22 protein-coding genes are annotated in these 25813 nt (G+C 71.2%); 7 read left to right on the top strand and 15 right to left on the bottom strand.

The window, feature by feature from the left end:
- Nucleotides 1–125: 125 nt before the first annotated feature.
- On the bottom strand, nucleotides 126–728 hold the full coding sequence (locus LGI35_RS04925; protein ID WP_227292672.1) for a TetR/AcrR family transcriptional regulator: 603 nt from the start codon (nucleotides 726–728) through the stop codon (nucleotides 126–128).
- A gap of 59 nt (nucleotides 729–787) precedes the next feature.
- The gene (locus tag LGI35_RS04920; RefSeq protein ID WP_227292671.1) at nucleotides 788–2338 is read right to left on the bottom strand and encodes a class I adenylate-forming enzyme family protein; all 1551 of its coding nucleotides are present in this window, start codon (nucleotides 2336–2338) and stop codon (nucleotides 788–790) included.
- Nucleotides 2339–2411: 73 nt separating this feature from the next.
- On the opposite strand from LGI35_RS04920, the gene LGI35_RS04915 reads away from it, so the two are divergent.
- Nucleotides 2412–3020 carry a TetR/AcrR family transcriptional regulator gene (locus LGI35_RS04915; protein ID WP_227292670.1) on the top strand — a complete coding sequence of 203 codons (609 nt, stop codon included), beginning with the start codon at nucleotides 2412–2414 and terminating at the stop codon, nucleotides 3018–3020.
- A 29-nt stretch (nucleotides 3021–3049) separates the two neighbouring features.
- Nucleotides 3050–4690 carry an acyl-CoA dehydrogenase family protein gene (locus LGI35_RS04910; protein ID WP_227292669.1) on the top strand — a complete coding sequence of 547 codons (1641 nt, stop codon included), beginning with the start codon at nucleotides 3050–3052 and terminating at the stop codon, nucleotides 4688–4690.
- Nucleotides 4691–4861: 171 nt separating this feature from the next.
- Here the strand turns inward: LGI35_RS04910 and LGI35_RS04905 are convergent, their stop codons facing one another.
- On the bottom strand, nucleotides 4862–5746 hold the full coding sequence (locus tag LGI35_RS04905; protein WP_227292668.1) for a LysR family transcriptional regulator: 885 nt from the start codon (nucleotides 5744–5746) through the stop codon (nucleotides 4862–4864).
- 68 nt (nucleotides 5747–5814) lie between these two features.
- On the opposite strand from LGI35_RS04905, the gene LGI35_RS04900 reads away from it, so the two are divergent.
- Together LGI35_RS04900 and LGI35_RS04895 are read left to right on the top strand one after the other, a co-directional pair.
- Complete coding sequence (locus LGI35_RS04900; RefSeq protein ID WP_227292667.1) at nucleotides 5815–6735, top strand: EamA family transporter; 921 nt, start codon at nucleotides 5815–5817, stop codon at nucleotides 6733–6735.
- Nucleotides 6736–6748: 13 nt separating this feature from the next.
- Nucleotides 6749–7699: a LysR family transcriptional regulator gene (locus tag LGI35_RS04895; protein WP_227292666.1), complete on the top strand. Its 951-nt coding sequence runs from the start codon at nucleotides 6749–6751 to the stop codon at nucleotides 7697–7699.
- A 70-nt stretch (nucleotides 7700–7769) separates the two neighbouring features.
- On the opposite strand, the gene purU is transcribed toward LGI35_RS04895, so the two are convergent.
- The 6 genes from purU to glyA form a co-directional block, all read right to left on the bottom strand.
- On the bottom strand, nucleotides 7770–8684 hold the full coding sequence (gene purU / locus LGI35_RS04890) for a formyltetrahydrofolate deformylase (RefSeq protein ID WP_227292665.1): 915 nt from the start codon (nucleotides 8682–8684) through the stop codon (nucleotides 7770–7772).
- Nucleotides 8685–8943: 259 nt separating this feature from the next.
- The gene (locus tag LGI35_RS04885; protein WP_227292664.1) at nucleotides 8944–9573 is read right to left on the bottom strand and encodes a sarcosine oxidase subunit gamma; all 630 of its coding nucleotides are present in this window, start codon (nucleotides 9571–9573) and stop codon (nucleotides 8944–8946) included.
- Entirely contained in the window at nucleotides 9566–12436 is a 2871-nt protein-coding gene (locus LGI35_RS04880) for a sarcosine oxidase subunit alpha family protein (RefSeq protein WP_227292663.1), read from the bottom strand. The genes LGI35_RS04885 and LGI35_RS04880 overlap by 8 nt, the downstream gene beginning before the upstream one ends.
- Nucleotides 12433–12738: a sarcosine oxidase subunit delta gene (locus LGI35_RS04875; RefSeq protein WP_227292662.1), complete on the bottom strand. Its 306-nt coding sequence runs from the start codon at nucleotides 12736–12738 to the stop codon at nucleotides 12433–12435. The genes LGI35_RS04880 and LGI35_RS04875 overlap by 4 nt, the downstream gene beginning before the upstream one ends.
- Before the next feature lie 15 nt (nucleotides 12739–12753).
- Entirely contained in the window at nucleotides 12754–13983 is a 1230-nt protein-coding gene (locus LGI35_RS04870) for a sarcosine oxidase subunit beta family protein (RefSeq protein ID WP_227292661.1), read from the bottom strand.
- Entirely contained in the window at nucleotides 13980–15317 is a 1338-nt protein-coding gene (gene glyA, locus LGI35_RS04865; RefSeq protein WP_227292660.1) for a serine hydroxymethyltransferase, read from the bottom strand. The genes LGI35_RS04870 and glyA overlap by 4 nt, the downstream gene beginning before the upstream one ends.
- A 94-nt stretch (nucleotides 15318–15411) precedes the next feature.
- Here glyA and LGI35_RS04860 point away from each other — a divergent pair, with 94 nt between their 5' ends.
- Nucleotides 15412–16083 (top strand): GntR family transcriptional regulator, encoded by a 672-nt coding sequence (locus LGI35_RS04860; protein ID WP_227292659.1) that lies wholly within the window; start codon nucleotides 15412–15414, stop codon nucleotides 16081–16083.
- A 341-nt stretch (nucleotides 16084–16424) separates the two neighbouring features.
- Here the strand turns inward: LGI35_RS04860 and LGI35_RS04855 are convergent, their stop codons facing one another.
- Together LGI35_RS04855 and LGI35_RS04850 are read right to left on the bottom strand one after the other, a co-directional pair.
- The gene (locus LGI35_RS04855; protein ID WP_227292658.1) at nucleotides 16425–16904 is read right to left on the bottom strand and encodes a PaaI family thioesterase; all 480 of its coding nucleotides are present in this window, start codon (nucleotides 16902–16904) and stop codon (nucleotides 16425–16427) included.
- A 36-nt stretch (nucleotides 16905–16940) separates the two neighbouring features.
- Nucleotides 16941–17558 (bottom strand): LysE family translocator, encoded by a 618-nt coding sequence (locus LGI35_RS04850; protein ID WP_227292657.1) that lies wholly within the window; start codon nucleotides 17556–17558, stop codon nucleotides 16941–16943.
- Between the two features lie 111 nt (nucleotides 17559–17669).
- On the opposite strand from LGI35_RS04850, the gene LGI35_RS04845 reads away from it, so the two are divergent.
- Complete coding sequence (locus LGI35_RS04845; protein WP_227292656.1) at nucleotides 17670–18122, top strand: Lrp/AsnC family transcriptional regulator; 453 nt, start codon at nucleotides 17670–17672, stop codon at nucleotides 18120–18122.
- A 2-nt stretch (nucleotides 18123–18124) separates the two neighbouring features.
- On the opposite strand, the gene LGI35_RS04840 is transcribed toward LGI35_RS04845, so the two are convergent.
- The 3 genes from LGI35_RS04840 to LGI35_RS04830 form a co-directional block, all read right to left on the bottom strand.
- Complete coding sequence (locus LGI35_RS04840) at nucleotides 18125–19678, bottom strand: acetolactate synthase large subunit (protein ID WP_227292655.1); 1554 nt, start codon at nucleotides 19676–19678, stop codon at nucleotides 18125–18127.
- Nucleotides 19679–19903: 225 nt separating this feature from the next.
- Nucleotides 19904–22648 (bottom strand): aminotransferase class I/II-fold pyridoxal phosphate-dependent enzyme, encoded by a 2745-nt coding sequence (locus LGI35_RS04835; protein ID WP_227292654.1) that lies wholly within the window; start codon nucleotides 22646–22648, stop codon nucleotides 19904–19906.
- Nucleotides 22649–22737: 89 nt separating this feature from the next.
- The gene (locus LGI35_RS04830) at nucleotides 22738–23028 is read right to left on the bottom strand and encodes a hypothetical protein (protein ID WP_376693958.1); all 291 of its coding nucleotides are present in this window, start codon (nucleotides 23026–23028) and stop codon (nucleotides 22738–22740) included.
- 249 nt (nucleotides 23029–23277) lie between these two features.
- Here LGI35_RS04830 and LGI35_RS04825 point away from each other — a divergent pair, with 249 nt between their 5' ends.
- Nucleotides 23278–24078, top strand: coding sequence for an IclR family transcriptional regulator (locus LGI35_RS04825; protein ID WP_227292653.1), 801 nt, complete (start codon nucleotides 23278–23280; stop codon nucleotides 24076–24078).
- A gap of 147 nt (nucleotides 24079–24225) precedes the next feature.
- On the opposite strand, the gene hutH is transcribed toward LGI35_RS04825, so the two are convergent.
- A complete protein-coding gene (gene hutH, locus LGI35_RS04820) occupies nucleotides 24226–25764 on the bottom strand; it encodes a histidine ammonia-lyase (protein ID WP_227292652.1) in 1539 nt (512 codons plus the stop codon).
- Nucleotides 25765–25813 lie beyond the last annotated feature (49 nt).

Genomic DNA, 25813 nt, shown 5'->3' with positions numbered 1-25813 from the left:
GTTGTCTTTTCCGGTGCCGGCTGAGGGAGTCCGGGGCCGTCGAACCGGCATCCGGGCATGGCGAAGTGCGCGCGGGCACGACGAAGTGCCCTGCGCGCAGGGGGCGACAGGACGTCAGTCCACGGTCAGGGCCGGGCGTCGACCGCCCGGCCGATCAGGTCCACCACCGACTCGACGAGCGACTCGTCCGGCATCTGCTGCTCGCCGACCATCCGGAAGACCAGCGACGCCGCCACGAGCGTCGAGGCGGCGGACACATCGACGTCCGGCCTGACGTCGCCGCGCGCGACACCGCGCTCCAGCAGGTGCCGCGTCTCGCTCATCACGCGGGCCGTGTAGGCGCGATAGGCCCCCGGCTCCGCTCCCGCCTCGGCCGCGGAACCGATCACCCCGGCCAGCAGCCGGTCGATCCCCGGCTGCCGGTAGGCCTCCATGCGTGCCGTCAGGACGGCCCGCAGCTCGGCCCGGAAGTCCCCCATGTCGGGCACGGTCAGCGGCCCGATCCGTGACTCCGCGGCAGCGATGACCAGGTCCTGTTTGGTGGACCAGCGCCGGTACATGGCCGGCTTGCTCACCCCGGCGCGGGCCGCGACGGCGTCCATCGTGAGGGCTGCCATGCCGCTCTCCGCCACCAGGTCGACGACGGCGTCGAGCACGGCTCGCGTGACGTGTTCCTGGCGAGGCCGCCCCGGACCCCGGCGTGCCCGCTCCACCTGTTCCTCCGCCATGCGGCGACCCTACGCGGACCGTGACGCGTGACGCGCACGGGCCCGCGGTGCGCGGACGCTCAGCCGCTCACCGCCCGCGCCGGCTCGACGGATTCGGTCAGCTGGGCCCGCAGCACATGCTTGGTGATCTTCCCCGACGGCGTACGCGGCAGCTCGCGGCGCAGCACCAGTTCGCGCGGGATCTTGTAGCGGGCGATCCGCGACTCGAGCCACGTGCGCACGCCCGCCACGTCCAGGTCCGCCCCGTCGCGCGGGACCACGACGGCCACCACGGTCTCGCCCCACTGCGGGTGCGGGCGGCCCACGACGGCGACGTCGAGCACGTCCGGATGGCCGCGCAGCACGCCTTCCACCTCCTGCGAGGCGACGTTCTCGCCGCCGGTGATGATCACGTCCTTCATCCGGTCCACGATCGTGACGAAGCCGTCCTCGTCGACCCGGCCGAGGTCGCCGCTGCGGTACCAGTCGCCCGCGAACACCTCGGCGGTGGCGGCCTCGTCGTCGAGGTAGCCGACCATGCGCGTCTCCGAGCGCAGCCAGATCTCCCCGGTCTCGTCCGGACCGGCGTCCGTGCCGTCGGGGCGTACGACCCGCAGATCGACACCGGGCATGCCGCGGGACCCGATCGATCCGGCCTTCGTCACCTGCTCGGCGGGGGAGAGCGAGGTCCCCGCGGGGCCCATCTCGCTCATCCCGTACACCTGGTGGAAGTCCTGTGAACCGTATGCCTTCATCAGCCGGCGCGCGGTGTCCGCGTCCAGGGGTCCGGCGCCGTAGATCCAGGCGCGTACGGACGTCAGGTCGAAGTCGGCGAAGTCGGCGACGGCCTGCACCGGGGCGATGAGCGCGATCGGCGCCCCGAACATCGCGGTGACCCGCTCGCGCTGGATCGTCTCCAGCATGCCGCGCGGGTCGTACTCGCGCTGCAGCACGACCGTGGCCCCGCGCAGCAGCGTGCCCAGAGTCCAGTTGTTGAGAGGGGACGCGTGCCAGATCGGCATGCAGATCAGGAACCGGTCGTCGTGGACGAGGGGGATCGTGTCCGCGGTGTGCCCGGCCGTCAGGGCGATGCCGCGGTGCGTGTGCACACAGCCCTTGGGGGTCCCGGAGGTGCCCGACGTGTAGAGGATCTGCGCGATGTCGCTGTCCGGGCCCGGCTCTGCGCGCCATGGCGCGGCGCGCGCCACAAGGGACTCGAAGCAGTCCGCCGGGCGCGTGTGCGCGTCCGCGTCGGGATGGCTGACCAGCCACGGCACCTCCACGTCGGCCGCGGTCGCGCGCTCGCCGATCTCCGCGTCGACGAGCGCCAGCCGGGCCCCGCAGTGCCGCAGCTGGCGCGTCACCTCGGCCGTCTGCAGTTTGTGGTTCACGGGCACCAGGGTGGCGCCCGCGTACCAGGCGCCGAACGCCGCGAACAGGAAGGCGGGAGTGTTGTACGTCATCACCGCGACACGGTCGCCCGGCCGCAGCCCGGCCTCGCTCAGTACCGTCGCGGCGCGCCGGGCGGCTTCGTCGAACTCCCGGTAGCTCCACCGCTGTTCGCGGTAGACGACCGCTTCCTTGTCGCCGGCCGAGCGAACCACGCTGTCCAGCAGGGCACTGAGGTGCATCACGTTCTCCTGACGAGCCGGGCCGGGGAAGCCAACCGTGGCGGGAAACTCTGAATCATGGTTCACTTCTTTCATGGCCTACCGCAAGACCCCAGCCGAAATCAGTCGGCTCGAAGCCGCGAGAGAGCGCCTCATCTCCTGCGCGACCTCGGTCGTGGCGGAAGTGGGCTGGTCACAGGCGTCCGTGACCGCCGTCGCCGACTCGGCGGGCATCGCGGCAGGCTCCGTGTACCAGCACTTCCCGTCCAAGGCGGCGCTCGCCGTGGAGGTGTTCCGGCGCGCCGCGGGACGCGAGGTCGACGTCCTGGGCGAGGTGCTGCACGGTCCGGGAGACCCCGTCGAACGGCTCCGCCGCGGCGTCGAGGTCTTCGCCCGCCGCGCCCTGGAGAACCGCGGCCTCGCCTACGCCCTGCTCGCCGCCCCCGCCGAACCCGCGGTCGGCGCCGAGCGGCTCGACTTCCGCCGCCGCTACCGCGCGCTGTGGGCCGAGGTGGTGCGCGAGGGTACGGACACGGGCCGGCTGCCCCCGCAGAACGCCGAGATCACCGCGGCCGCCCTGACCGGAGCCATCGGCGAAGTGCTCGTCGACCCGCTCGGCACCCCCGACGAGAACGCCACCGAGGAACTCCTCGCAGACCTCGCCGCCGCAGCGCTGCGCTGTGCGGGCGCCCCGACCGTCTGATTCCCACGCTTTCCCCTGGAGGAGGCCCCATGCCCAGCAATCCCACCGCCGTGACGCACGAAGTGACCAACCAGGTACCGCCGTTGGCCGGCCACGACATCGCCGACGACCCGGTCCTCCTGGAGGGTGTGCGCCGCGAGGGTGCCGCATGGTCTCTCGACGACCTCCACCGGATCGGCCGCCGCGCGGGCAGCGAGGAGGTGCAGCGCTGGGCGGACGAGGCCAACCGCTTCGAGCCGGTGCTGCGCACCCACGACCGCTACGGCAACCGCATCGACGAGGTCGACTTCCACCCCTCCTACCACGCGCTGATGGACGTGGCGGTCGGCGAGGGCCTGGCCGGCAGCGCGTGGGCGGACGAACGGCCCGGCGCGCATGTGGCGCGGGCCGCCGCCTTCATGGTGTGGAGCAGCACCGAGGCCGGACACGGCTGCCCCGTCTCCATGACGTACGCCGTCGTCCCCGCCCTGCGCCACGCCCCCGACCTGGCCAAGATCTACGAACCCCTGCTCACCAGCCGTGTCTACGAACCCGGTCTGCACACTCCGGGCGGCAAGCGGGGCCTGCTCGCCGGCATGGGGATGACGGAGAAACAGGGCGGCACCGACGTGCGCGCCAACACCACCTCCGCCACCGAACAGGCCGACGGCACCTGGCGTCTGCGCGGACACAAGTGGTTCACCAGCGCCCCGATGAACGACCTTTTCCTCGTGCTCGCCCAGGCACCAGGCGGCCTGTCCTGCTTCCTGGTCCCGCGCGTCCTGCCCGACGGCAGCCGCAACACCTTCCGCATCCAGCGCCTCAAGGACAAGCTCGGCAACCGCTCCAACGCGTCGAGCGAGCCCGAGTTCGACGACACCGTGGCCTGGCTCGTCGGCGCCGAGGGCAAGGGCGTGCGCACCATCATCGACATGGTGACGATGACACGGCTCGACTGCGTACTCGGCTCCGCGGCCGGCACCCGCGCCGCCCTTGCCCAGGCCGCCCACCACGCCCGCCACCGCTCGGTGTTCGGCGCCAAGCTCATCGACCAGCCGCTCATGCGCAACGTACTGGCCGACCTCGCGGTGGAGTCCGAGGCCGCCACCACGCTCGCGCTGCGCCTGGCCGGCGCCGCCGACCGCGCCCAGCGCGGCGACGAAGGTGAGCGCGCCTTCCTGCGCCTCGCCACGGCGGTCGGTAAGTACTGGGTGTGCAAGCGGCAGCCCGTAGCGGTGGCGGAGGCCCTGGAATGCCTCGGCGGCAACGGATATGACGAGGCATCAGGCATGCCGCGCCTGTACCGCGATGCCCCGCTCAACGGCATCTGGGAGGGCTCCGGCAACGTCAACGCCCTGGACATGCTGCGTGCGTTGGCCCGTGAGCCCGAGTCCCTGGAGGCCTTCCGTACGGAGATCGAGGCAGCGGCGGGCCGCGACGAGCGGCTCGACACGGCCTGGCAGGAGCTGCAGGGCGAACTCGTCCTCACCGAGGACGCGCCGCTGCGCGCCCGCCGGGTCATCGAACGCGCGGCTCTCGTGCTGCAGGGTGCGCTCCTGGTCCGGCACGCCCCGGCCGCCGTCGCGGACGCGTTCTGCGCTTCGCGGCTCGCCGGGGACCGCGGACTCGCCTTCGGAACGCTGCCGCCGGACACCGATTTCGCGGCGCTGCTGGAGCGACTGCCTGCATGACGCTCGCAGGCCTCCGCCCGTGCTGAGCGAACGCACGGGCGGGGGTGGCCTGCACCGGGTGGCCGCGTCGAACAACAGCTTCGCGGCCACCGTCGCCCCGTCGATTCGGACTGACTGCAACCTGGCGCCGTATCCGCTGTGCGTGCCGGGCAGGCCGCACCGCTGATCCCCTCACGCCCTTGGGCTGCGTGCGTCCTCTCGATAGAGGTCGGCCAGCAGGGCTACGGCGGCGTGGGTGGCGGGATGCGGGCTCTGCTGGGGCCAGATGAGGTGGACGGGGACGGGTTCGGTGTCGCGCAGAAGGCGATAGGCGATGCCGTCGCGGCGGTACTGGGTGGCGGTCGACTGCGGAGTGATGCCGACGCAGCGGCCGGTGGCGATGGCGGCGAGCCAGTCGTCGACGTCCTGGATGTACTCCACGTCGGGGCCGGCCCCTTCGGGCCACAGGTCCAGGGTGGTGGTGCCGGTGCGGCGGTCCACCACGAGCGTGCGCTCGCGGATCTCCGACAGGCGGATGCCGCGGCGCCTGGCCCACGGGTCGTCGGAGGCGAGGGCGACGTAGCGGCGCTCGTGCCCGACCAGGGCGTGAGCGTAGCGCCGGGTGTCGATGGCGGTCCGGATGACGGCCATGTCGCACAGGCCCTCGGCGAGCCCGCCTGTGGGGGTGTTGTGGCGAATCAGGTGGAGTGCGACGTCGGGGTAGCGGTCGCGCCACCGACGCTGGAACTCGGCGGTGTGCCGCCCCATCGCGGACCAGGCGTGGCCGATCCGCAGACGCGTGTGACCGGTGGTGGCCCGGCGGACCAGCTCGTCGGCATCGGCGAGCATGTGCCGGGCGCGGGCCAGGACCTCCACGCCGGCGGTGGTGGGGGAGACGGTCCGGCTCGTGCGGTGCAGCAGCTGTACGCCGAGGATCCGCTCCAAGGCCAGCAGGGTGCGGGACACGGACGCCTGGGACACGCCCAGTTCGATCGCGGCGTCGGTGAAACTTCCGGTGGCGACGATCGCGACCAGGCAACGCAGGTGCCGCAGCTCCAGACCTGTAGAACCATCCATACGTCCAGCGTATAGGTCCGGCGTCGAATGCATTTTGCGTATGAGCCCGTCAGGCGGAGGGTCGCGGCATGAAAACCGATGCTCGCCCGGAGCCGACCCTGTCGACCGCACCGCGGGTCGCCTCACCTCGCTGGTCCGGGGTGGCCCTGATGCTGGGCAGCGGCCTGTCCAACCAGCTCGGAGCGTCCGTCGCCGCACTCGCCTTCCCGGTCCTGGGGCCGGCGGGTGTGGTCGCGGTGCGCCAATGGGTGGCCGCCGGCGTGCTGTTGAGTGCCGGTCGGCCGAATCTGCGTGGATTCACCGCGAAACAGTGGCGGCCGGTGTTGGGACTGGCCGTGGTGTTCGCGACGATGAACCTGACGCTGTACACGGCGATCGACCGGATCGGGCTCGGCCTGGCCGTCACCCTGGAGTTCCTCGGGCCGCTCACCGTCGCGCTGACGGGCTCCCGCCGTCGCGTCGACCTGGTCTGCGCGCTCGTCGCCTGCGCGGCCGTACTGGTCCTCACCCGGCCCCGGCCCAGCACCGACTACCTGGGCATCGCACTGGCTCTGCTCGCCGCCGTGTGCTGGGGCTGCTACATCCTGCTCAACCGCACCGTGGGGCAGCGCCTGCCCGGGATCGAAGGATCGGCGGCCGCCGCACTCGTCTCCGGCGCCCTCTATGTGCCGGTCGGCATCGCCGCATTGTGGCTGCACCGGCCCACCGCGACCGCACTCCTGTGTGCGCTGACAGCCGGAGTGCTGTCCTCCGCGGTGCCCTTCCTCACCGACCTGCTCGCGCTGCGACGCGTCCCCGCCCACTTCTTCGGAATCTTCATGAGCGTCAACCCGGTGTGCGCGGCACTGGTGGGCCTCCTGATACTCGGCCAGCACCTCGGCCCGGAATCCTGGACGGCCATCGCCGTGATCGTCGCCGCCAACGCCGTGGCCGTGGGCACTGCCGCGCACCGCCCTGCGGCCCCTCACGGCCACCCGGATGCTGGGTGAATAGAGTGGGCGGGTGGATCTCAACGCTGTGCGCACCTTCGTCGCGGCTGCGGACGCAGGCCAGTTCCAGGAAGCCGCCGCCGCACTGTCGATCACCCAGCAAGCCGTCTCCAAGCGCATCGCCGTGCTGGAGAAGGATCTGGGAGTGCGCCTGTTCACGCGCACCCCGCGCGGCGCCGAGCTCACCATCGACGGGCAGGCGCTCCTGCCCCACGCCCGCGAACTCCTCCGTGCCGAAGACCGGGCCGACGCCTCCGTGCGCCCCGGCCGGCGCCCCCTACGCGTCGACGTCCTCAACCGGCGGATCGCTCCGGCCGTGCTCCTCCAGGACTTCTACCGTACGCGTCCCGAGATCGAGCTCGACGTCGTCACCCTGAACGCCGACGTCGACACAGCGATGGCCGCCGTCGAAGCCGGGACGATCGACGCCACGTTCCACGCGATCACCGTCCCCGAGCATCACCTGCCGGCCTCGATCAAGACCGCCCGAGTGATCGACGACCCGCACGAGCTGCTCGTCGGGCCTTCCCACGCGCTGGCCGACGCCGACAGCGTCACGCCCGCCCAACTCGCCGGACACCGCATCTGGATGCCCGGCATGGCACCCGGCACCGAGTGGGCCGACTACTACGACGAGTTCGCCGCCGCGTTCGGGCTCACGATCGACGTCGTCGGGCCCGTCTTCGGGAACGAGGCGCTGCTGGACGAGATCGCCGACTCGGCCGACCTGGCGACCCTCGTGGGCGAAGGATCGCGCTATCTCTGGCCCGACAGCTACGACCTGAGGCGCATCCCGGTGCGGAACCCGACGCCGGTCTACCCGATGTCACTGATCTGGCGCGGCGACAATCGGCATCCGGTGCTCGACGCGTTCCGCGCCCACCTGGAGGCGACACGAGAGCGAACCCCGGACGTCGAGGTGTGGGAACCGACGTGGAGGCAGCGGACAGCCAGAAGGTCGTGAGCCCCACGGCAGGTGGCCGGCTCTCAGCAGCCGTGCCCCTCTGCCCCTCTGCCCCTCGCACCTCCGCCCCTCAGCGGAGCACCACCGTGCGTCTCCCCTGGACGAACACCCGGCCTTCGCAGTGCCAGCGGACGGCCCGGGCCAGGGCCGCCGATTCCGCGTCGCGGCCGATCGCGGCCAGGTCCTCGGGGGTGTGGCTGTGGTCGGCGCTGATGACCTCCTGGGCGATGATCGGGCCTTCGTCGAGGTCGGCGGTGACGTAGTGGGCCGTCGCGCCGACGAGCTTGACGCCGCGGTCGTGGGCCTGGTGGTAGGGCTTGGCGCCCTTGAAGCTCGGCAGGAACGAGTGGTGGATGTTGATCAGCCGGCCGGGCAGCCGGGTGCACAGGTCGTCGGAGAGCACCTGCATGTAGCGGGCGAGGACGACCAGGTCGACGTCGAACGAGTCGATGAGGCCGAGGAGTTGAGCCTCGGCCTGGGGCTTGGTCGTGGCGGTGACCGGCACGTGGAAGAAGGGGATGCCGTGCCAGGTGACGAGTGCCTCGTGGTCGCGGTGGTTGGAGACGACGGCCACCACGTCGATGGGCAGGTCACCACTGCGGGTGCGGAAGAGCAGGTCGTTGAGGCAGTGGTCGTAGCGGGACACCATGATCAGCACGCGTCGGCGGGTGCCGACCGGTTCGAGGTGCCATCGCATGGCGAAGAGGGCTGCCACGGCGGCGAAGTCGTCGCGCATGGCCTGGGTGGTGTTCTCGCCGCCGGCTGCGGCGAAGTGCACCCGCATGAAGAAGTGGCCGTCCCGGCGGTCGCCGAACTGCTGGTTGTCGATGATGTCGCTGCCGTGGTCGACGAGGAACCGCGAGACGGCGTGGACGATGCCGGGCGCCTCGGGGCAGTCGAGGGTGAGGACGTGCTCGACCGGCGCTGGGGCGGGGCCGGTCGGCGAGAGGGCGGAGGACGCGGCGGAAGCCGGGGAATCAGCCATGGTGTCAGCTCAGCATTCGGTGACGTGGACGGCGAGGCAGCCGCGGGCGGCGGCCTCCTGGCATGTGGCCTTCATGTCCCGGCCGGTGTCGCGCATGGTTCGTGGTCACGCAAGGTCGTGATGACCTTGGCGAGGCTGTCCGTGTACGTGGGGTGACCGGCCCGGCGACTGGCGAAGCGCCGGGCCGCCCGCATCCGCCCCACCGTGCGTGAGGAGGGGCCGACGCGGGCCGACTGCGGGCCGAACGCGCCCGGCGCGGTCAAGGCAGCTCGGGGCCGCGGTATTCGCTCATCGCGTCGATGAGCCAGCGCGCCAGGTAATCGGCGAACGACGACCGCGGCAGCAGCCGGTACGTCGGCTCGTCGTCGACCTGCCAGAGCAGGACCGCGATCGGTCCCACCGTGGTCGACACGGCCCGGCCCGGACCGAAGACCCGAGGATGCAGGTCCAGCGGGCAGCCCTTCTCCAGCACCTGCCGGGCGACCGGGCCGCTCAGTTCGAGAGTGGTGCGGTTCGCCGAGACATCGACGACCGAACCCGGATCCGCGGCGAGCGCGGCCCTCAACTCGGCGACCACAGAGCCCACTTCGGCCTGGGACAGCACGAGCCACTCGTCGGGGCCGAGCCAGCACACCGTGTGGCCGCCGGAGGTGGTGGTCTCGCCGTGTTCGCGGGGGAGTGGTGCTCCCAGGGTCTTCTCGATGCGGGTCGCCGCCGCGGAGGCGGGGTCGACGCGCACGTTCACCATGCTGACAAAGGGCCACTCGGTCAGCGTGACGCCGCGGGCCCCGGTGACGGCCGCGTCCCGCATCCGCTCCGCGAGATGCGCCAGAGGGCTCACGCGCCATGCCGACAGGCCGGTGCGCGCGTCGTTCGTGGTCTCAGCCATCGCGCTTGGTCCCTTCCGGGTCGTAGAGGACGGAGTCGGTGACCTCGACGGGCACCAGGTCGTCGCCCACCGGGGCGAGCAGGGTCGAGCCGATCCTGGCCCGCCCGCCGGCGACGAGGGCGAGGGCGAAGGGGCGGCCGAGTGCGGCGCTGTGGTAGCTGGAGGTGACGTGGCCGAGCATGGGAACCGGCCCGGTCTCGGGGGTCAACGGCGTTTCCTGCGCGATGAGTTGGGAGCCCTCCGGCAGTCGCGTCGTGCGGTCGGTGGGCAGCAGGCCGACCAGCTGCTTGCGGTCGGCGCGCGTCGTGTCGGCGCGGGAGTAGGACCGGTTCCCGATGAAGTCCTTGCGCTTGGAGACCACCCAGTCCATGTTCGCGTCCTGCGGGGTGACGGTGCCGTCGGTGTCCTGGCCGACGATGATGAATCCCTTCTCGGCGCGCAGGACGTGCATCGTCTCGGTGCCGTAGGGAGTGATGTCGTACGGCTTCCCGGCCTCGTACACCTGCTCCCAGACGGCTCGGCCGTACCAGGAGGAGACGTTGATTTCGAAGGCGAGCTCGCCGGAGAAGGAGATCCGGCAGACGCGGGCCGGGATGCCCGAGGCCAGCGTCGTCTCGCGGAAGGCCATGAAAGGGAACGCCTCGGCGGAGACGTCGAGTTCGGGGGCGAGCTTCGCGATGACGTCACGTGACTTCGGGCCGACGACGGCGACCGTCGCCCACTGTTCGGTCACCGAGGTGCAGTGGACGTCGAGCTCGGGCCACTCGGTCTGCAGCCACTCCTCCAGCCAGTCCAGGACCCCGGCGGCGCCACCCGTCGTGGTGGTCATGAAGTAGCGGTTCTCGTCGAGGCGCAGCGTCACGCCGTCGTCGAAGATCATGCCGTCGGGCTTGCACATCACGCCGTAGCGGGCCATGCCGGGCTTGAGCTTCCTGAAGGCGTTGGTGTAGACGCGGTTGAGGAACTCGCCCGCGTCCGCGCCCCAGATCTCGATCTTGCCGAGGGTGGTGGCGTCCATGAACGCCACGCCTTCGCGGGCCGCGCGGCACTCGCGTGCGACGGCCGCGTCCATGTCCTCGCCGGGCCGGGGGTAGTACCAGGGCCGCTTCCACTGCCCGACGTCCTCGAACTCGGCGCCGTGGGCGACGTGCCAGCTGTGGATGGGCGTGGTGCGCTCCGGGTCGAAGAGGTCCCCGCGCTCACGCCCGGCGAGGGCGGCGAAGGCCACCGGCGTGTAGGGCGCCCGGTAGGCGGTGGTGCCGATCTCGCCGGGTGACGCGCCCGCGCCGAGGGCCTCGGCGATCACGCCGATGGCGTTGACGCCGGACGTCTTACCCTGGTCGTTCGCCGTGCCGAGGGAGGTGTAGCGCTTGACGTGCTCGACGCCGCGCATGCCGGCGCCGGTGGACCGCCAGACGTCGGCGACGGTGACGTCGCGCTGGAGATCGACGAAGTGGGTGTCCCAGGTGCCGGGTTCGCCGGTGGGGGAGGGCACCAGCCACAGGGCGCGGACGTCGGGCCGTGGGTCTTCGGACGGTGCGGCGGGCACCGGAACGGGGAATCCCGCCTTGGTCGCTGCCAGCGCACCGGCTCGCGCGCCTTCGGCCAGAGCCCCGCCGAGACCGTACGTCCCACGCGCCGCGCCGACGATCTGCTGGTCCCGCACTGTGCCGTCGGGTACGAACGCGACCAGGTCGTCGTCCCAGCGCAGCTTGCCCTGGCGCTGGCTGTGCAGGTGGACGACCGGACTCCAGCCGCCCGAGACGGCGAGCAGGTCGCAGTCGAGCTCCTTGACCTCGCCGGTGAGTCGGCTGTCCGCGTCGAGAGTCTGGACGGTCACGCCGGTGATCCGGGACTCGCCCGTGGTGTCGACCACTGCGCGGCCCGGTAGCACCCGTACCCCGGTCGCCGTGGCGATCTCGGCGGCCCGCTGCGACAGTTCGGGCCGTGCGTCCACGACGGCGGCGATGTCGATCCCGGCTGCGCGCAGATCGGCGACCGTTTCGTACGCGCTGTCGTTGGTGGTGGCTACCACGGCTCGCCTGCCCGGGGCCACGCCGTACCGGTTGACGTACGTGCGTACGGACGCGGCGAGCATCACGCCGGGGCGGTCGTTGCCGGCGAACGTCAGGGGACGCTCGTGCGCTCCGGTCGCCAGGACCACCTGGCGGGCGCGGATGTGCCACAGCCGTTGGCGCGAGACACCCGAGGAAGGGTCGGGTGCGTCGGCTCCGAGGTGGTCGGTGCGCCGCTCCAGGGCGAGGACGTAGTTGTCGTCGTACGACCCGAATGCCGTGGTGCGCGTCAGGACAGTGACTTCGGGGGCCGTGTCGAGCGCCGCGCGGACCTCGGCCACCCACTCCGGCCGCGTGCGTTCGGAGAGCAGTGCGCCACCCAGTTCAGGCTGGTCGTCCACCAGGATCACGCGCGCGCCGGACTCGGCTGCCGCGGCGGCAGCCGTGAGCCCGGCCGGGCCCGCGCCGACGACCAGGACGTCGGTGTGGACGTACTTCTTGTCGTAGACGGCGGGGTCGGGGGTCGGGTCGAGTCGTCCCATGCCGGACAGCGTGGTCGCGGACAGGCCGTCGTACAGCTCCACCGTCGTCGCCGGGAGCATGCCCTCCGAGCATGAACCGCCGAGCTGTACCAGGGCGTTGGCCTCCTCGACGCCCGCCGAGACGATGCCGCGCGGGCGGCCGCGGTAGAGCGACGGGGCGGCCTCCACGATGCCGTTCGCCAGCATGGCGGAGGCGAGGGTGTCGCCGGGGTGGCCGGTCAACTCCCTTCCGTCCAGGGTGAAGTGGAGGAAGGTGGTGCGGTCGACGCGGCCTTCGTCGCCGAGCCGGAACTGCTGGTCGGTCATCGCTGGTCTCCGGCCGGGTCGGTGACGCGGGGTTCGGGGCGCGGCTCGTCGAGCCGGTAGGTGGCGAGCACCTCGTAACTGACGGTGTCGCGCAGGGCGTTGAACCAGCGGCGGCATCCGTGGCTGTGCATCCACCGCTCGGCGAAGGGGCCCTTCGGGTTGTCCCGGTAGAAGACGTACTCGGCCCACTGCCGGTCGTCGAGGTCGGCGGGGTTCTCGGGGTACGGGACGTGGGCCTGGCCCCCGTAGTGGTATTCGCTCTCGTTGTGGGGACCGCACCATGGGCAGTCGATCAGCAGCATCGCAGCAGCGTCCTCTCAGTGGGCCACGGCCGCGGCGCCGTGTTCGTCGATCAGTGCGCCCGTCGTGAAGCGGTCGAGGGCGAAGGGGGCGTTGAGCGGGTGCGCCTCACCCGTCGCGATGGTGTGCGCGAAGGTCCAGCCGGCGGCCGGGGTGGCCTTGAAACCGCCGGTGCCCCAGCCGCAGTTGACGAAGAGGTTCTCCACGGGAGTGGCGCTGATGATCGGCGAGGCGTCCGGGGTGACGTCGACGATGCCGCCCCAGGTCCGCAGTACGTGCGCCCGCGCGAAGATCGGGAACAGTTCGACGGCCGCGGCCATCTGCTCCTCGATCACATGGAAGGAGCCGCGCTGCCCGTAGCCGTTGTACGAGTCGACGCCCGCGCCCATCACCAGTTCGCCCTTGTGTGCCTGGGAGACGTAGACATGGACGTGGTTCGACATGACGACGGTGGGGTGGACGGGCTCGTGGAGCTCGGAGACGAGCGCCTGGAGCGGGTGGGACTGGACGGGGAGGCGGACTCCGGCCCGCTCGGCGAGCACGCTGCTGTGCCCGGCGGCCGCGAGGCCGACCCGGCCGGCGTTGATGCGGCCGAGGTTGGTCTCGACTCCCACGATCCTCTCGCCGTCCTTGACGAAGCCGGTGACCTCGCAGCCCTGGATCAGGTCGACGCCCATCTCGTCGGCGCGGCGGGCGAGCGCCCAGGCGACGTGGTCGTGCTTGGCGATGCCCGCGCGGGGCTGGAAGGTGCCGCCGAGCACCGGGTACCGGGTGTGCGGGGAGACGTTGAGGATGGGGCAGACCTCGGCGACCTGGTCCGGGTCGAGCCATTCGGCGTCGACGCCGTTGAGCCGGTTGGCATTGGCGCGGCGCATGCCCTCGCGCACGTCCTGGAGGGTGTGCGCGAGGTTGAGGACGCCGCGCTGGCTGAACAGGAAGTCGTAGTCCAGCTCCTCCGGGAGTCCTTCCCACAGCTTGAGCGCGTGCTCGTAGATCGCCGCGCTCTCGTCCCACAGGTAGTTGGAGCGGATGATGGTGGTGTTGCGGGCCATGTTGCCACCGGCCAGCCAGCCCTTCTCCAGGACCGCGACATTGGTGATGCCGTGTTCCTTCGCGAGGTAGTAGGCGGTCGCCAGGCCGTGGCCGCCCGCGCCGACGATGACGACGTCGTACGAGGAGCGCGGTGCGGGGTTGCGCCAGAGGAAGTCCGGGTGTTCCGGCAGCGGCTGCTGCGGCTGGGCGGTCATGCCGCGTCTCCGTTCAGGCGAGGCAGGTGGGGGTACAGGGGGAACGCGTCGGCGAGCTTCCCGACCCGGTCGCGCAGCAGGCTCGCCTGCTCCTCGCCGAGGTGTTCGGGCGTGAGCGTCCCGGCGATGATGTCGGCGACCTCGCGGAACTCCTCGGTGCCGAAGCCGCGCGTGGCCAGCGCCGGCGTGCCGATCCGCAGGCCGGACGAGACCATCGGCGGGCGCGGGTCGAACGGCACCGCGTTGCGGTTGACGGTGATGCCGACGCGGTGCAGGCGGTCCTCGGCCTGCCGCCCGTCGAGCGCGGAGTTCCGCAGGTCGACGAGGACCAGGTGGACCTCGGTGCCGCCGGTGAGCACGGTGATCCCGGCCTCGGCCACATCGTCGCTGAGCAGTCGCCCGGCCAGGATGCGGGCGCCGTCCAGGGTGCGCTGCTGGCGCTCCTTGAACTCCTCGCTCGCCGCCACCTTGAAGGCCACCGCCTTCGCCGCGATGACGTGCTCGAGGGGCCCGCCCTGCTGTCCGGGGAAGACCGCGGAGTTGATCTTCTTGGCGAGGCAGGCCCGGCTGAGGATCACTCCGCCGCGCGGACCGCCGAGGGTCTTGTGGGTGGTGGTCGTGACAACGTCCGCGTAAGGAACGGGACTTGGGTGCAGGCCGGCCGCGACGAGCCCGGCGAAGTGCGCCATGTCCACCATCAGATAGGCGCCCACCTCGTCGGCGATCCGCCGGAACGCGGCGAAGTCGAGGCGGCGGGGGTAGGCCGACCAGCCGGCGACGATCAGCTTGGGCCGGTGCTCGCGCGCGAGCCGCTCGACCTCGTCCATGTCGATACGCAGGTCGGACTCGCCTACGTGGTACGGCACGACGTTGTAGAGCTTGCCGGAGAAGTTGATGCGCATGCCGTGGGTGAGGTGGCCGCCGTGTGCCAGGTCGAGGCCGAGGATCGTGTCGCCCGGGCTGAGGAGTGCGAACATCGCGGCGGCGTTGGCCTGGGCGCCCGAGTGCGGCTGTACGTTCGCGGCCTCGGCGCCGAACAGGTCCTTGACCCGGTCGATGGCCAACTGCTCGATGACGTCCACGTGTTCGCAGCCGCCGTAGTAGCGGCGGCCGGGGTAGCCCTCGGCGTACTTGTTGGTGAGGACCGACCCCTGGGCCTCCATGACGGCGGCCGGGGCGAAGTTCTCCGACGCGATCATCTCCAGCGTCGACTGCTGGCGGTGCAGCTCGGCGTCGACGGCGGCGGCGATGTCCGGGTCGAGCTCGCTGAGCGCAAGGGTGTGGAGCGAAGCGGGGGTCGTAGGCGCGGTGATCGACTGGGCGTCCGTTGCCATCTGCACACCATTCTGAGAGCCGACTAATGAGCAACTGATATATCAGTCTGTGCGGTAAGGTATGGGACCTCGATGGACGGGTCAAGGGGGCCTCATGCAGCACGTGGCGACCGAGCCGACGGTCGGTGGCGAGGAGCTGTCGCTCGCCGAGCGCGCCTACCGCGCCATCCGCGACCAGCTCGTGATGCTCGACATTCGCCCGGGCGCGCCCATCAACGAGGACCAGCTCGCCCAGTCCCTCGGGGTCGGCCGCACTCCGGTGCGCGAGGCTCTCAAGCGGCTCCAGTACGAGCGCCTCGTCACGACCTACCCCAGGCGCGGCACCTTCGCGACCGAAGTGAACATCACCGACCTCGCCCATATCTCCGAAGTCCGCCTGGAACTCGAGCCCTTGGCCGCCGCCCGTGCGGCGAGGCGGGCCACGGCCGAGGATCGTGCGGCCCTGGCGGCCGTGCGGCGTGAGCTGGCAGGCGTGGATCCCCGGCACGGCGACGCGGCCGAGCTGATGCACCTGGACCTCAAGGTCCACCGTGCCGTGTACGCCGCCACGCACAATCCGTACCTGGAAGACACCCTCATCCGGCACGACAACCTGGCCACGCGGATCTGGTGCCTGTTCATCGACCGGCTCGCCGACATGGCCGGCCACGTCGAGGAGCACGGACCCCTGATCGACGCGATCGTCGCCGGTGAGCCGGATGCGGCGGCCCAGATCGCCCGCGCGCATGTCGAGGGCTTCGAACGGGCCGTGCGCGACGCCATCTGACCATGGCCCGTGGCCCTGGCCGCGGGTCCAACTCATGTGTCAGGGCAGCGAGTCGACGAATTCCTGACGCGCCGGAGGCTCTCCGCCCGGTGGGTCGGCGCGCGGCGCCCGGCGAGGTCTTGGGGTGTAGCCGGGGCCTGCACGCGACCTGCGAGGACATCGCCCGGGCGGTCGCCGCCAGGAGCTCTTGGGCCCGGCCGGGCCCCACGGGTGCCCGCCTTGCCGGGCAGTGGGGCGTGGACATGACCCCCGTAGCCGGCAAGGGAGGGATGCCGAAGTCTCACCCTAAAGTTGAGGTAGAGGGAACGCTCGATGAGAGGGAGTGGCCAGGGCGCCACCACTCACCGCTCGGCCCTGTTCACCCGGATCAGTGTCTGCTGCCCGTTGGCCACGAGCTTGCGGGTGCCGTCGTCCTGGGCCGCGAAAACCTCCAGTTGGCACACGGTCAGGGTCCGTCCGGCCTTGAGGACGGTTCCCACGGCCTCGAGGTGGTTCCCGAGGGCGGGTGCGAGCAGGTTGATCTTGTATTCGACCGTGAGCACCTCGGTGTTCTCGGGGAACAGCGTGAAGGCCGCGTAGCCGCCGGCGCTGTCGGCGACGGAACTGGTGGCACCGGCGTGGAAGTAGCCGTGCTGCTGGGTCACTTCGGGCCGGGCCGGGAGCACGATGTGCACGACGCCCGGTGCGATGCGCGTGAGCCGCGCACCGAGGTGGGCCATCAGTCCCTGTCGGTCGAAGCTGGCCCGCACGCGCTCCCGCACCTCGGTGCTCGCCTGTTCCTGCTGCTCGTTGCCTTCCACGTGTTCTCCTTCGTCGGACATCGGGTTCTGTGGGTGAGCGCTGTGAGGCCGCCTTCGTCAGACGGCCAGGCGTTCGGCCAGAAGGAAGCCGCCGATGACGATCATCATGGCGCCGGAGGCGCGGGTGACGGCCCGGGCTGCCGAAGGCCGGGTCCTCAGGACGGTACGGGCGAGAACACCGACCGAGAGGTAGACGACGCCGCACGCCGTCATGTGGAGTGCGCTGAGCAGCCCCGTCTGCGCGGCGACCGGCCAGCCGTCCGCGGGGTGGACGAACTGCGGGAACAGCGAGAAGTACAGCAGCAGCGCCTTGGGGTTGAGCCCGCTGATCCCGGCGCCCTTGAGCATGATCTGCCCGCGTGAGGTGGCCATCGGCTCGGTGGACGCGCCCAGCGCCGCCGGCCTGCGCAGAACGCCCCAGCCCAGCCACATCAGATAGACGGCGCCGGAGATGGTGAGCGTGGTGAGGACGGTCGCCGAACTCGCCACGATCGCCACCAGCCCCACGGCGGCGAGCAACGTGTAGCCCACGTATCCGGCTATCAGCCCGGTGACCGCCGGGACGACCGACCGGTCCCGAAGGCCGGCCGAGATCGCGTAGGCCCAGTCCGCGCCCGGTGTGAACACCAGCAGAAGATCGACCGCCAGAAATGCCGCCACCGTTGTCGTGTCCATCAGTCGATCCCTCTCGCTTTCCGTGCTTGAGAGGGAAGATTAGGTGCGATGTGTCCGAAAGTGTTTCTGCCTTTACTCCATGATCGCGCGATCTGGGGGAGAATCTTCTCCATGGACGCCATGGACCGGAAAATTCTTACCGAGCTGCAGCTGGACGGCCGCCTGACCATCACCGAGCTGGCCGCCCGCGTGCAGCTGAGCGTCTCGCCCTGCCATCGTCGGTTGCGGGACCTCGAACGTGAGGGCGCCATCCGCGGCTATCGCGCCGTCGTCGACCCTGCGGCCGTCGGCCTGGATTTCGAAGCCCTTGTCTTCGCCACCCTGCGCTGGGAGAACCGCGACACCGTCACCGCCTTCGAGGAGGCCGTGACCGCGATCCCTCACGTCATCCAGGCGCAACGCCTCTTCGGTGATCCGGATTACCTGCTGCGCGTGGCCACCGCGGACCTCGCCGCCTACCAGCAGCTCTACGACCGGCAACTGGCCCAGCTGCCCGGCGTGCAGCGCCTGACCTCCACCCTCGTCATGAAGAACGTGGTGCAGGACCGGCCCCTGCCCGAGTAGCCCTACAGGTGAGGCGGGACCACGGCGTCGATCAGATGGGGGCCCGGTTCCGCGAACGCGCGGCGGAGCTGCTCGGCGAGTTCCTCGCAGCTGGTCGCCCGTGACGACGGGACACCCATCCCTTCCGCGATCTTGGCGAAGTTCAGGTCGGGCGAGGAGAGGTCGAGCAGTGTCTTCGCGGCAGGGCCCGAGAGGTCGGCGCCGACCCGGAGCATTTCGAGACGCAGTACGGCGTAGGCGCTGTTGTTCAGGATGACGGTGGTGACGTCGAGGTTCTCGCGTGCCTGGGTCCACAGGGCCGAGATCGTGTACATCGCGCTGCCGTCGGCCTCCAGGTTGACGACCGGCCGGTCCGGTGCCGCGATCGCAGCACCGGTGGCCACCGGGATGCCCTGCCCGATGGCGCCGCCGGTCAGCGTGAGGACGTCGTGCCGGGGCGCGCCGGCCGTCGCCGCCGGCAGGGCCGCGCCGGAGGTGTTCGCCTCGTCCGAGATGATCGCGCCGGCGGGCAGCAGGGCGCCGACGACTTCGGCCCAGTTGTTCGCGGTGAGGGGGCCGCTCGGGAGCGACGGGAGGGCGGGCTCGGCCAGGGTCGGGGGCGTGTCCGCGGCCACCTGCTCGGCCAGCGCCTCCAGGGCGGCCACCACGTCCTGGGACGGATCGGCGAGGGTGTGCACCTGGGCGCCCTCCGGTACCAGGTCGCTCGGCTTACCGGGGTAGGCGAAGAACGACACCGGGGAACGGGTGCCCGCCACGATCAGGTGCTTGACGCCGTCGAGTTGGCGGACGGCCTGCTCGGCGAGGTAGCGGAGGCGCTCGATGGCGGGCAGGCCCGCGCCGCGCTCCAGTCGGGCGGGGAAGGTCTCCGCCAGTGCGCGCACGCCGGTGGCGTTCGCGATCCGGCTGGTCGCGAGGAGGCCGGGCTCGCGGCAGGCCGGACCGCCGATCAGCAGCGCGGCGGGTTCGCCGCTGCGCAGGATGTCGGCGATGGACGACACCGTCTGCGGGTCGGGGGCCGCGGGGGCGGGCGAGGGCAGTGGTTCGGCGACCTGACCGCCCTCGTCCCAGGACGCGTCGGCGGGCAGGATCAGCGTCGCGACCTGTCCCGGCGCCTCCGTCGAGGCCGCCACCGCGGCCGCGGCGTCGGCCCCGACCTCGGCGACCCGGTCGCTGCGCCGCACCCAGCCGCTCACCGAACCGGCCACCGGATCGATGTCGGACTCCAGCGGAGCGTCGTACTTCTTGTGATGGGTGGCGTGGTCACCCACCACGTTCACGACGGGGGTGTGGGCTCGCCGCGCGTTGTGGAGATTGGCCAGCCCGTTGCCGAGGCCGGGGCCCAGATGCAGCAGCGTGGCGGCCGGCTTCCCTGCGATACGCGCGTATCCGTCGGCGGCCCCGGTGACGGCACCCTCGAACAGGCCGAGCACGCCCCGCATTTCGGGTACGGCGTCGAGCGCGGCGACGAAGTGCATCTCCGATGTGCCGGGGTTGGCGAAGCACACGTCGACACCGGTACGGACGAGAGTTCGGATCAGCGACTGCGCGCCGTTCATGGGCGGCCTCTCCGTCGTGGCCGTCCGCGCTGATTGCCAGGGCTGACGGCCGGCGACTGTCTGTCGTGGGATACGCGAGGGTTGCCTACGCTGCCTGCGGATACTAAGCGGTCGGTAACCTCGTGTCGAGGGATCGGCCTTGGCCCCGCGCGCCCATCGCCCTCGTCGAAGCGCGGCAAGGAGGCAAGGAGGCAAGGAGGACGCTCCGGCACCGGACCGGACCGATCAGGTGGCCGCCCAGGCCCCGTTGGCGGACTCCAGGAGCGTTTGCTGCTCCTTCAGTGCCTGCTCGGTGAACACGCGGTAGCCGGTCTCCGGCCGGTATCCGTGGATCTCCCGGGTGTCGAGAGCCCGCATGTAGTCCAGTACGGCGTCGTTGACGACCTGACCGGGGACCAGCACGGGGAATCCGGGCGGGTACGGCGTCACGAAGGTGGCCGAGACGACGTCCCGGCCACCGGTCATGGCCTCGGTGACCTCGTCCGCGGACAGGTACTCGCACTGGGTCTCGTCGTAGGCCAGGTAGAAGGCCCGGCGGATGTCCCCCTCGGGCGTACGGCCTCCCGGTCGGAAGGCGGGATGGAAGGAGCTGAAGTTGGGCAGGGCGACGACGGTGTCCCGGGCAGTGTCGGCGTCTTGCCGGCGCAGCGCCGGCGGGCCCAACTCGTCCTTGCGGTCCTCCAGTTCCTCGACGATCTTGAGGAGTACCTCGATGAGGTAGGCGACGGCGCTGCGGGTGGTGCCGATGTTCGTCATGAACAGCAGCGTGTTGCGGGTGCTCTTGTTGACCTGCACCCCGTAGCGGTCCATCAGGTGCTCGTGCTTGAACGTGTCCCCGTCGATGCCCGTGAGGCCGATGTGCAGGGTCGCCCGGGTCGGGTCGAGCACGAACTCGTCGTCCTCCCACGCGGTCGACATCCGCGCCAGGCCCGTCCGCAACGGCTGTTCCACGCCGGAGGCCCGGAACTCGCCAGGGATCAGGTCGGGCGTCGTCAGGAAGCGCAAGTACCGGCTGAGCACGGGGTGTTGGTCGATCGCGTCGCGCAGTACCCCTGCCTGTTCGAGCTGCTTCTGCACCAGTTCGAACCCCTCCAGCGCGGCCTGTCTTCGGCCCAGGTCGAGGGAGGCGAGGATCTGGTAGTTGGGGGAGGTGGAGGTGTGCGTCATGTACGCCTCGCGGAACGTCTCCGCCGTGCGGTGGCTGAAGTCCTGGTCGAAGACGTGGATCATGGAGCCCTGGCGCAGCGACGTGAGCGTCTTGTGCGTCGACTGTGTGGCGTACACCCGGATCCGGGCCTCGGCGGGGTCGGGGACGAGTCGGCGGTCGAGGAGTGTCTCGTCGTCGGGGTCGTCGCCCAACTCCTGCTGCTGTAGGGCGTATCGCTCGGCGAGCTCCTGGCCGCGCAGGCCCTCCGTGAGCGTGCGGGCCGCCGCCATGGCGGTGCGCCGGCGGTAGACCGGGTGGAAGCGGGCGAAGGCGAACCACGCCTCGTCCCACAGGAACGCCAGATCGGGCTTGAGCGCCAGGCACTCCTCCATCACCCGCGTCGGGTTGTACACGATGCCGTCGAAGGTGCAGTTGGTCAGCATCAGCATCTTGACGCGGTCGAGGAGACCGGCCCGCCGCAGCTCCAGCAGCTTGCGCTTGATCTCCTTCACCGGCACGGCGCCGTACATGCCGTAGCGGTCCAGGGGATAGGCGTCGAGGTAGACCACCTGGGCGCCCGCGAGCATCAGCCCGTAGTGGTGGGACTTGTGGCAGTTGCGGTCCACCAGGACGATGTCGCCCGGCCGCACCAGGGCCTGTACGACCACCTTGTTGGCCGTGGAAGTGCCGTTGGTGACGAAGTACGACTGGCGCGCTCCGAACGTCTTCGCGGCGAGGTCCTGGGCCTCCCGCAGCGGGCCCGTCGGCTCCAGCAAGGAGTCGAGGCCGCCCGAGGTGGCGGACGTCTCGGCGAGGAAGATGTTCAGCCCGTAGAACTCGACCATCTCGGGGATCCAGTGCGAGGTCAGCAGCGATGTTCCACGGGAGATGGGCAGCGCGTGGAAGACACCCGTCGGACGTCTGCTGTGCGCTCTGAGCGCGGTGAAGAACGGTGCGCGGAAGCGTTCGCGGACGCCGTGCAGAATCGACAGGTGGAGTTCGAGCAGCCCTTCGCGCGCGTGGAAGACCCGGGCGAATCCGCTGCTGAGCACACCGGCGATCCGCTCCACCGAGCCGTCGGTCATGAGATAGAGGTCCATCTCGGGTCGCAGTTCGAGCAGCCGCGCACCGAGTGCCTGCGCCCGCTGCTCGTAGGGCCCGTCCTGCGTCGACGGGTCGGCCTGCGGCTCTTCGACGAGACCCGCGACGACACTCAGGTCGTACGGGGAACGGTCGGCGAACCTCCGGTGGATGACCACGGCTTGAAGGCCGGGGTTGACCAGGACCGCCATCACCGCGTCCTCGAAGCTGGGCGCGACGACGATCTCGTACACGAACTCGTCCTCGGCGCGGCGCCGGCCGCGCAGCGAGATGCGCAACGCCTCCTCCTCCGCCGCGGTCAGTTCGCCGACGACGAGGACCTCGAAGTACGGCTTGGGCGTCGTCCCGCCCGGAAGCGGTTCCTCCCCGGCCGGAGCGGTCGGTTCGGCCTTGCGGGGTGTCGCGCTGCGGTACGACTCCGTGCCCAGGGCGCGATGCAGCTCCTCCGTGCGCCGGGCCAGGCCGTACCGGTCCTCGGCCGTGCGCAGGCGGCGCAGCTCCGTGAAGGCGGACCTGCCGGGGAAGGCCCAGCAGTTCTCGATCGGCAGCAACTGACGGAAGAGTTCGTCCAGCCGCTCCTGCGTCGCCTGCCGGCGGGCCGCGCTCGAGGTGTCGGACGCCCACCGGCGCGCGAGTTCGGTCAGTGAGCTCCAGGCGTCGGCACGCAGCTGACGGACGCTGCTGTAGACGCCGGCAGGCGGATTGGCGGGTGTGTCACCCATCGTGTGGCTTCCTCGTTTGTGACGTCGTGTCTCGGGAGGGCGGTGGTCGAACGGGGGTGGCGCGCGTACGGGGCGGCGCGTGGCATTTCTCAGGCGGTCCGGCCGGTGCGCCAGGAGTGCGAGTCGACGCACCCGGGACCGGCCGCCCGGCCCTGGGCGTCGAAGCTGCGGTCGGTCGCGGGCGCCTCTGCTCCAGGGCCCACCCAGGCGCCGTCGGTGCCGGAGATGACCAGCGCGGTGTCGGTGATCAGGCCGAGCGGCCCCGTCCCGCGCGTGGCGTCGTTGGTGACCAGGGCGCCGATGTTCGTGATGAGCGTGGAGGCGCCGGGCAGTTCGGCACCTGCGCGACCGGCTTCGGCGAGGGGCTGGGGGACTGGCATGTGAATCTCTCCGTGGATGCTGCGGCCAGGTCCTGGCGGCGCGGCGTGATCCGTGGGCACACGGCCGGGCAGCGGATGAGTGAGTGCCCCGGTGCGGACGGCGTTCCGTCGCGCGTCAGCACCGGGGGCTTCCATCAAGCACCAGATGCCGTGGGCGGTGCCAGGGCCGCCGCTCGCATTGCGTCTCGTATCCCAGACTTCGTACGGGTGGTCCGTGGCGGGACCGACGGGCGGACGTAACCTCCCGGTATGTCTCCCGTTCCCGCCGCCGCCCAGGTGCTGGCCATCCTCCGCTATCTCGCGGGCCAGGCAGGGCCCGTTCCCGCCGCGGCGATCAGCCGTGACGTCGGGCTTCCCCGTTCGACGACGTACCACCTGCTCGACACCCTGGCGCGCGAGGGCTTCGTCGTGCACCTGCTGGAGGAGCGACGCTACGGACTGGGCGTCGGCGCCTTCGAACTCGCCTCCGGATACAGCAGGCAGGCGCCCTTCCAGCGCCTGGCACGTGTGCCGCTGGCGAAGCTCGTCGACAGCACGGGCCACAACGCGCACCTCGCTGTACTCCATGGCCGCGAGGTCATCTACGTGATCGAGGAACGGGCGCCCGGACGTTCGCCCCTGGTGACCGAGGTGGGGGTGCGGCTGCCGGCCCACCTCACCGCCAGCGGCCGGGCGGTCCTGGCCCGGCTGCCGCAGGCGCAGGTGCGGGCCCTGTTCCCCGACGCGTCGGCCTTCGTCCTGCTCAACGAGTCCGGTCCCGGTTCGCTGACCGCGCTGCGCCAACTCCTCGTGGAAGCACGCCGACGCGGGTACGCCACGGAGGACGGCGAGGTGACGCCCGGCTTCGCGTCCGTGGCGGCCGCCGTCCTCGACCACGGCGCACACCCTGTCGCCGGTGTGGCGGTCACCTTTCCCGGCGACGAGGTCGGGGCCGAGCAACAGCGGCGGATCGCCGCGCAGGTGACCCGCACGGCGAACCAACTGAGCCGGCGCATCGGCGGGGTGGCCGACGCCCAGGCGCATACGCGGACGGCGGGACACCTCACCTAGAAGCAGTGCGCGTGCGCGTACGCCTCACGCAGAAGCCGAACTCCCGCCGCCGGACGGACCGGCGGCGGGAGTTCGGCTTACTCGGACCAGGCCCGAACGGTCACGGGAACCAGGTGCGAACGGTTACAAGGACCGGGCCCGATCGGTTCAGCCCAGCGGGCCGGTCACCGACTCGGCGGCCGCGAGGGCGCCGCCGGTGGCCACGAACTGCACGGCGGCCTCGATCTCGGGAGCGAGGTACCGGTCGGTGCCGGGGCCCTCGACATCGCGGCGCAGTCCGGCCAGGACGGCCGCCGTGGCGGGCGCCGGGGCCAGGGGGCCACGGAGGTCGAGCGCGCGGGCCGCGGTGAGGATCTCGACGGCGACCACGCGGGTCAGGCCGTCGATGGCGCGGCGCAGCTTGCGGGCCGCGGCCCACCCCATGGAGACGTGGTCCTCCTGCATGGCGCTGGAGGGGATGGAGTCGACCGAGGCGGGCGCGGCGAGGCGCTTGAGCTCGGAGACGATGCCCGCCTGGGTGTACTGGGCGATCATGTGGCCGGAGTCCACGCCCGGGTCGTCGGCGAGGAACGCGTTCAGGCCGTGGTTGCGCGCGACGTCGAGGAAGCGGTCGGTACGCCGCTCACTGACGGAGGCCACGTCGGCGACGGAGATGGCCAGGAAGTCCAGGACACAGGCCACGGGCGCGCCGTGGAAGTTGCCGTTGGACTCGACGCGGCCGTCCGGCGTGACGACGGGGTTGTCGATGGCGCTGGCCAGCTCACGCGCGGCGACCGTCTCGGCGTGCGCCAGCGTGTCGCGGGCGGCGCCGTGGACCTGCGGGGTGCAGCGCAACGAGTACGCGTCCTGGACCCGAGTGCACTCCGGACCGCGGTGGCTCGCGACGATCTCCGAACCCTTCAGAAGGGCGGTGAGGTTGGCGGCACTCGAACCCTGGCCCGGGTGCGGGCGCAGGGCCTGGAGGTCGGCGGCGAACACGGCGTCCGTGCCGAGCTGGCCCTCGACGCTCATGGCGGCGGCGATGTCGGCGGTGCGCAGCAGCATCTGCAAGTCGTGCGCGGCCATGACGAGTTGGCCGAGCATGCCGTCGGTGCCGTTGATGAGGGCCAGGCCCTCCTTCTCGTGCAGCGTGACGGGGGAGAGGCCGGCGGCGGCGAGCGCGTCCGCGGCGGGCATCAGGTCGCCCTTCGCGTCACGCACCTGGCCCTCGCCCATGACGGCGAGGGCGCAGTGGGCGAGCGGCGCGAGGTCGCCGGAGCAGCCGAGCGAGCCGTACTCGTGGACGACCGGGGTGATGCCGGCGTTGAGCAGGTCGGCGTAGGCCTGGGCGGTGTCGGGGCGCACACCGGTGCGGCCGGTGGCGAGCGTCGACAGACGCAGGAGCATGAGGGCGCGGACGACCTCGCGCTCGACCTCGGCGCCGGAGCCGGCGGCGTGCGAGCGCACGAGGCTGCGCTGGAGCTGCGCGCGCAGCTCCAGCGGGATGTGGCGGGTGGCCAGGGCACCGAAGCCCGTGGAGACGCCGTAGTGGGGCACGACGTCGTTGGCGAGGTTCTCGACCACCTTGCGGCTCTGGGCTATCTCGCCCAGGGCTTCGTGGGTGAGGGTCACGCGGGCCCCGTGCCGGGCGACGGACACGACATCGGCGACGGAGAGGGGGCCGACCCCTACGAAGGTTTCGTTCATGACTCCATGAAGCCCGAAAACGGAACGTCTTCGTCAGTGGCTGCGGAGG

Origin of the sequence: Streptomyces longhuiensis (assembly GCF_020616555.1) — a bacterium.
GTDB lineage: Bacteria > Actinomycetota > Actinomycetes > Streptomycetales > Streptomycetaceae > Streptomyces > Streptomyces longhuiensis.
This window is presented reverse-complemented; position numbering and strand designations above follow the sequence as displayed.

Coding starts and splice junctions, on each gene's coding strand:
- LGI35_RS04900 (WP_227292667.1), top strand. CDS start 5,815: ATGAAAACCGATGCTCGCCCGGAGCCGACCCTGTCGACCGCACCGCGG.
- LGI35_RS04825 (WP_227292653.1), top strand. CDS start 23,278: ATGTCTCCCGTTCCCGCCGCCGCCCAGGTGCTGGCCATCCTCCGCTAT.
- LGI35_RS04855 (WP_227292658.1), bottom strand. CDS start 16,904: ATGTCCGACGAAGGAGAACACGTGGAAGGCAACGAGCAGCAGGAACAG.
- LGI35_RS04845 (WP_227292656.1), top strand. CDS start 17,670: ATGGACGCCATGGACCGGAAAATTCTTACCGAGCTGCAGCTGGACGGC.
- LGI35_RS04840 (WP_227292655.1), bottom strand. CDS start 19,678: ATGAACGGCGCGCAGTCGCTGATCCGAACTCTCGTCCGTACCGGTGTC.
- LGI35_RS04830 (WP_376693958.1), bottom strand. CDS start 23,028: ATGCCAGTCCCCCAGCCCCTCGCCGAAGCCGGTCGCGCAGGTGCCGAA.
- LGI35_RS04870 (WP_227292661.1), bottom strand. CDS start 13,983: ATGACCGCCCAGCCGCAGCAGCCGCTGCCGGAACACCCGGACTTCCTC.
- hutH (WP_227292652.1), bottom strand. CDS start 25,764: ATGAACGAAACCTTCGTAGGGGTCGGCCCCCTCTCCGTCGCCGATGTC.
- LGI35_RS04850 (WP_227292657.1), bottom strand. CDS start 17,558: ATGGACACGACAACGGTGGCGGCATTTCTGGCGGTCGATCTTCTGCTG.
- LGI35_RS04925 (WP_227292672.1), bottom strand. CDS start 728: ATGGCGGAGGAACAGGTGGAGCGGGCACGCCGGGGTCCGGGGCGGCCT.
- LGI35_RS04915 (WP_227292670.1), top strand. CDS start 2,412: ATGGCCTACCGCAAGACCCCAGCCGAAATCAGTCGGCTCGAAGCCGCG.
- LGI35_RS04835 (WP_227292654.1), bottom strand. CDS start 22,648: ATGGGTGACACACCCGCCAATCCGCCTGCCGGCGTCTACAGCAGCGTC.
- LGI35_RS04875 (WP_227292662.1), bottom strand. CDS start 12,738: ATGCTGCTGATCGACTGCCCATGGTGCGGTCCCCACAACGAGAGCGAA.
- glyA (WP_227292660.1), bottom strand. CDS start 15,317: ATGGCAACGGACGCCCAGTCGATCACCGCGCCTACGACCCCCGCTTCG.
- LGI35_RS04920 (WP_227292671.1), bottom strand. CDS start 2,338: ATGCACCTCAGTGCCCTGCTGGACAGCGTGGTTCGCTCGGCCGGCGAC.
- LGI35_RS04880 (WP_227292663.1), bottom strand. CDS start 12,436: ATGACCGACCAGCAGTTCCGGCTCGGCGACGAAGGCCGCGTCGACCGC.
- purU (WP_227292665.1), bottom strand. CDS start 8,684: ATGGCTGATTCCCCGGCTTCCGCCGCGTCCTCCGCCCTCTCGCCGACC.
- LGI35_RS04885 (WP_227292664.1), bottom strand. CDS start 9,573: ATGGCTGAGACCACGAACGACGCGCGCACCGGCCTGTCGGCATGGCGC.
- LGI35_RS04905 (WP_227292668.1), bottom strand. CDS start 5,746: ATGGATGGTTCTACAGGTCTGGAGCTGCGGCACCTGCGTTGCCTGGTC.
- LGI35_RS04860 (WP_227292659.1), top strand. CDS start 15,412: ATGCAGCACGTGGCGACCGAGCCGACGGTCGGTGGCGAGGAGCTGTCG.
- LGI35_RS04910 (WP_227292669.1), top strand. CDS start 3,050: ATGCCCAGCAATCCCACCGCCGTGACGCACGAAGTGACCAACCAGGTA.